The organism is Acinetobacter sp. V2 (assembly GCF_001188385.1).
In the GTDB taxonomy this organism is placed as follows: Bacteria; Pseudomonadota; Gammaproteobacteria; order Pseudomonadales; family Moraxellaceae; genus Acinetobacter; species Acinetobacter oleivorans.
Genome location: NZ_JZFB01000001.1, coordinates 1,560,241 through 1,563,757, shown reverse-complemented (window position 1 = coordinate 1,563,757; position 3,517 = coordinate 1,560,241). Strand labels below are relative to the sequence as shown.

Below are 3,517 nucleotides of genomic sequence, written 5' to 3'. Positions count from 1 at the left end.
CCACAGCCCGCCGTATTTAGAATTTTAACTGTGCCTCTATTTGCAGGTTTTATGTATTCGGCTGTAGGTAGTTTTTTTGCACGCTCAATACGACTGTTTCAAGTGTCTTTTGAAAAACTTCCAAGTTTTGCAACTATGCTATTACTGGCATTTTTCTCATATATAAATTTTATGAGTAAATTTTTTGTTCCAGACATTCGCTATATTTTATTCGCGATTAGTATTTTTATTTTTTGGAAAACAAAACTTTATTTCCAGTTAAATGAACATAAATTCAAAATCCCGATGTTACCTGTTTTGTTTACACTCGCGTTTCTGATCTGGATTGCTGAAAATATAAGTACATTTTATAAAATCTGGCTTTATCCAAGTCAGGTCGATACTTGGCATATGGTCGGTTGGGGCAAGCTAGGGTCATGGTATTTATTATTAATTTTAAGTCTAGTGCTCGTGCTTAAAATATTAGGCAACAGGGATAATCAAGGTAACTGGAATTTAAGATAATTTTTCTTTTGCACTTTTTATCATATTGTTTATTTTTTAATTGCTAAATCACAGCCTTCTCGTTATCTTTAATATCGTGTAATAAGAATTACACATAACAATACAACACATAAGAAACAATCAATAATGATTTTGGAGATTTACATCTATGTTAAAAAAATTAGCTTTAGCTGCTTTATTAGCAGCTGGTTCAAGTGTTGCAATGGCTGACAACGATGTGGGTTGTGGTGCAGGTACACAAATATGGGCTGGTAAAAAAGGAGTAGCGCCTAAAATTCTTGCTGCAACAACAAACGGTATTTTTACTAACCAATTATTAGGGATCACTTTCGGTACTTTAGGCTGCCGTCAAGGCGGAACAGTAACAGCGCAAGTTGTAACATTCACAAATGAAAATGCAGAAGCTTTAGCACGTGATATGGCTGTAGGCCAAGGTGAAAGCCTGAACGTACTTGCTGAGTTAATGCAAATCAAACCTCAAGACAAAGACCGTTTCTTTAAAGTTTCAAAAGCAAACTTTGGTGAAATCTATTCTGCAAATAACCAAAATACGCTTCAAGTTTTAGCATCACTACAAACTGTAATGGCTAAAGACGACGTTTTAAAAGCTTACGTATAAGTTTGAAACTGAAAACCCTGCCGTCTGGCAGGGTTTTTCTTATATTTAATGATAAAAATTGATGAGCTTAATGAAGTCATTTGTTTTAGTTTTTGCCTCTTTGGCAGTGAATACTGCATATTCAGCAGATATAAATCCATCTATTCAAAAATATTGGTCAATTGCAGAACAGAAAAACTTAGATCAAGACATTACATGGCAAAGGCTCATGTATGCCAATAAAGACCATAAAAGTGATGTCACTTATTCTGGCTATTTCATGTCAGAAAATGGGAAAAATAATTTAAAAGAAGAACTGAAAGCTGACATCTCGGCATTATTTATGCCTGCTCAAGATAATCAGTCCATTCGCTGTAAATTTCCGGCACGCAGTCAATGGCTCATACAAAAAGTAGGCATCCAAGAAAGTGAATTGCCTCAAGTGAAGTGCTCAGAATTTGAAAACTGGATTGGACAGATTAAGCCTCATAAAGCGACATTAATTTATGCGACAGATTTTATGGGCAATCCGAGCTCCATGTTTGGCCATACTTTATTGCGTTTAGACCCCAAAGATCAGCAACAATTAAATTTAGTTTCCTACGCTGTAAATTATGCAGCAACTGTGGCCGGGAACGACAACTGGTCATATGCATGGAAAGGTTTAACAGGGCAATATCCGGGTGAATATTCACTGATGCCTTATTACCGTAAAGTAAAAGAGTACGGCGATTTTGAAAGCCGTGATTTATGGGAATATGAGCTAAATTTAACACCTGAAGAAACACGGTTTTTAGTTAGCCATATTTGGGAAATGCAACATGTGAGCTTTCCTTATTACTTTGTGAGTGATAACTGCGCCTATCGATTGTTAGGGTTGGTTGATTTAGTAAAACCTGAGTCTCATCTGCAAGAGAAATTCACTCATGCTTCCATCCCGATGGAAACCATTAAATCGATGCAGCAGCAAGGGTTAACCAAAGCTCCTGTATATCGACCTGCTTTAGAAACTCAGCTATTGGCCCAAGCTCATCAGCATGGCGAATCTTTGGCGAAGGTAGCTCATCAAATTGCGATGATGCCCACTCAGCAGTCTTCTCAGATTTTAAAAACATTTAGTGAGCAAGATCAGGCTAAAATTTTAGAGATGGCATATGATGATTTATATCTTCAATTTACGAGCCGTAAAATAGAAGAAAGCGTTGCTCAGCCACAGTTACGCCAGCTTTTAGCACTCAGAAGCCAGATCGATTTAGGCAAACAGCGTCAAGAACCTAAAAGACCAACAAAAGAGCCAACTCAAGGTCACAATGCACGTAATATTTCAGTCAAAGCTGGTGAGGTTCAAGGAGACAAGTTTATCGAACTTGGTCATCGCCAAGCCTATCATGACTTAATAGATCCTCAAGGAGGATACCGTGCAGGTACTCAATTACTCTTTTTAAATGGCAGTGCGCAGTGGAGAGATGATCATTTAAAGCTAGAACGTCTTGATCTGCTAGAAGTAAATTCTTATAACCCGATTCAACCTTTTAAAACACCGCTGAGTTGGGGATTTAATTTAGGTTGGCGTCAGGAAGCGATTCATGATGGTACTTTTAGTGAAGAAAAACAGCATGGCGTAGCGAATTTTAATGCTCAGGTTGGATATAGCTTTGCTGACTACGAGCGCAAACATATTTGCTATGGGCAACTACAAACCTACCTACAAGCAGGTTCAAATCTAGATAAAGGATGGCGTGTGGGGATGGGACCAACTTTAGGTTGTATGAATCAGTGGTTTGAACACTTCAACTCTGTGGTGCAAATTGAATTACCCTATTGGGAAGACCAAAACCAATGGAATTTGAGAGTAAATACTCAGTGGCAATATGTGATTAATAGTAATAATACCGTTCGATTAAACTGGGATTATGAACAACAAAATCATCGAGACTGGATGAAATCAAGTCTAGGATATGTTTGGTTCTTTTAAATAGCATTACGAATAAAAAAGGGAAAAATGAATGAAATCATTTCTCCCTTTTTTGTTTTAGCAAAAGATTATTTCTTTATTGCATTTAACACTGCATACGCTGCTTTAATGCGTTCTTCATTGGGAATACGTTTATTGGTTAACATGACTAAACCAATATTTTCTTTTGGAATAAACACGACATAGGTTCCAAAACCGTTGGTTGAACCAGTTTTGTGGAACATCTTAACTGAAGGTTCTTTTGAAATAGTAGTCACTTTATTAGGCTTCATCACGATTTGTTCTGAATTACTGTCTAATAAAGTTTGTAAAGGTGCTGGATAAGAGAACTCTTCCCAACCTAATGCTTGATACATCGTGCCTACTTGGTAGAAACCTTGATGTGTTTCATTAATTGCGCGTTGAATATCTGCCGGATATTTTTGTGGATTTAGATTGGC

General features: G+C 37.0%; 4 protein-coding genes. 3 read left to right on the top strand and 1 reads right to left on the bottom strand.

The genetic code is table 11. The annotated features are described in order from the left end of the window. The 3 genes from UC75_RS20585 to UC75_RS07135 all read left to right on the top strand — a co-directional run. Positions 1-504 (top strand): DUF817 family protein (locus UC75_RS20585; RefSeq protein ID WP_228137149.1); only part of this gene is annotated, 504 nt, incomplete at its 5' end. A 148-nt stretch (positions 505-652) separates the two neighbouring features. Further along, the gene (locus UC75_RS07140) at positions 653-1,123 is read left to right on the top strand and encodes a DUF3015 family protein (protein ID WP_005307224.1); all 471 of its coding nucleotides are present in this window, start codon (positions 653-655) and stop codon (positions 1,121-1,123) included. Between the two features lie 61 nt (positions 1,124-1,184). Beyond that, positions 1,185-3,077 (top strand): DUF4105 domain-containing protein, encoded by a 1,893-nt coding sequence (locus tag UC75_RS07135; RefSeq protein ID WP_128825147.1) that lies wholly within the window; start codon positions 1,185-1,187, stop codon positions 3,075-3,077. Positions 3,078-3,145: 68 nt separating this feature from the next. On the opposite strand, the gene UC75_RS20580 is transcribed toward UC75_RS07135, so the two are convergent. After that, a partial coding sequence (locus tag UC75_RS20580) for a serine hydrolase (RefSeq protein ID WP_228137148.1) occupies positions 3,146-3,517 on the bottom strand: 372 nt, incomplete at its 5' end.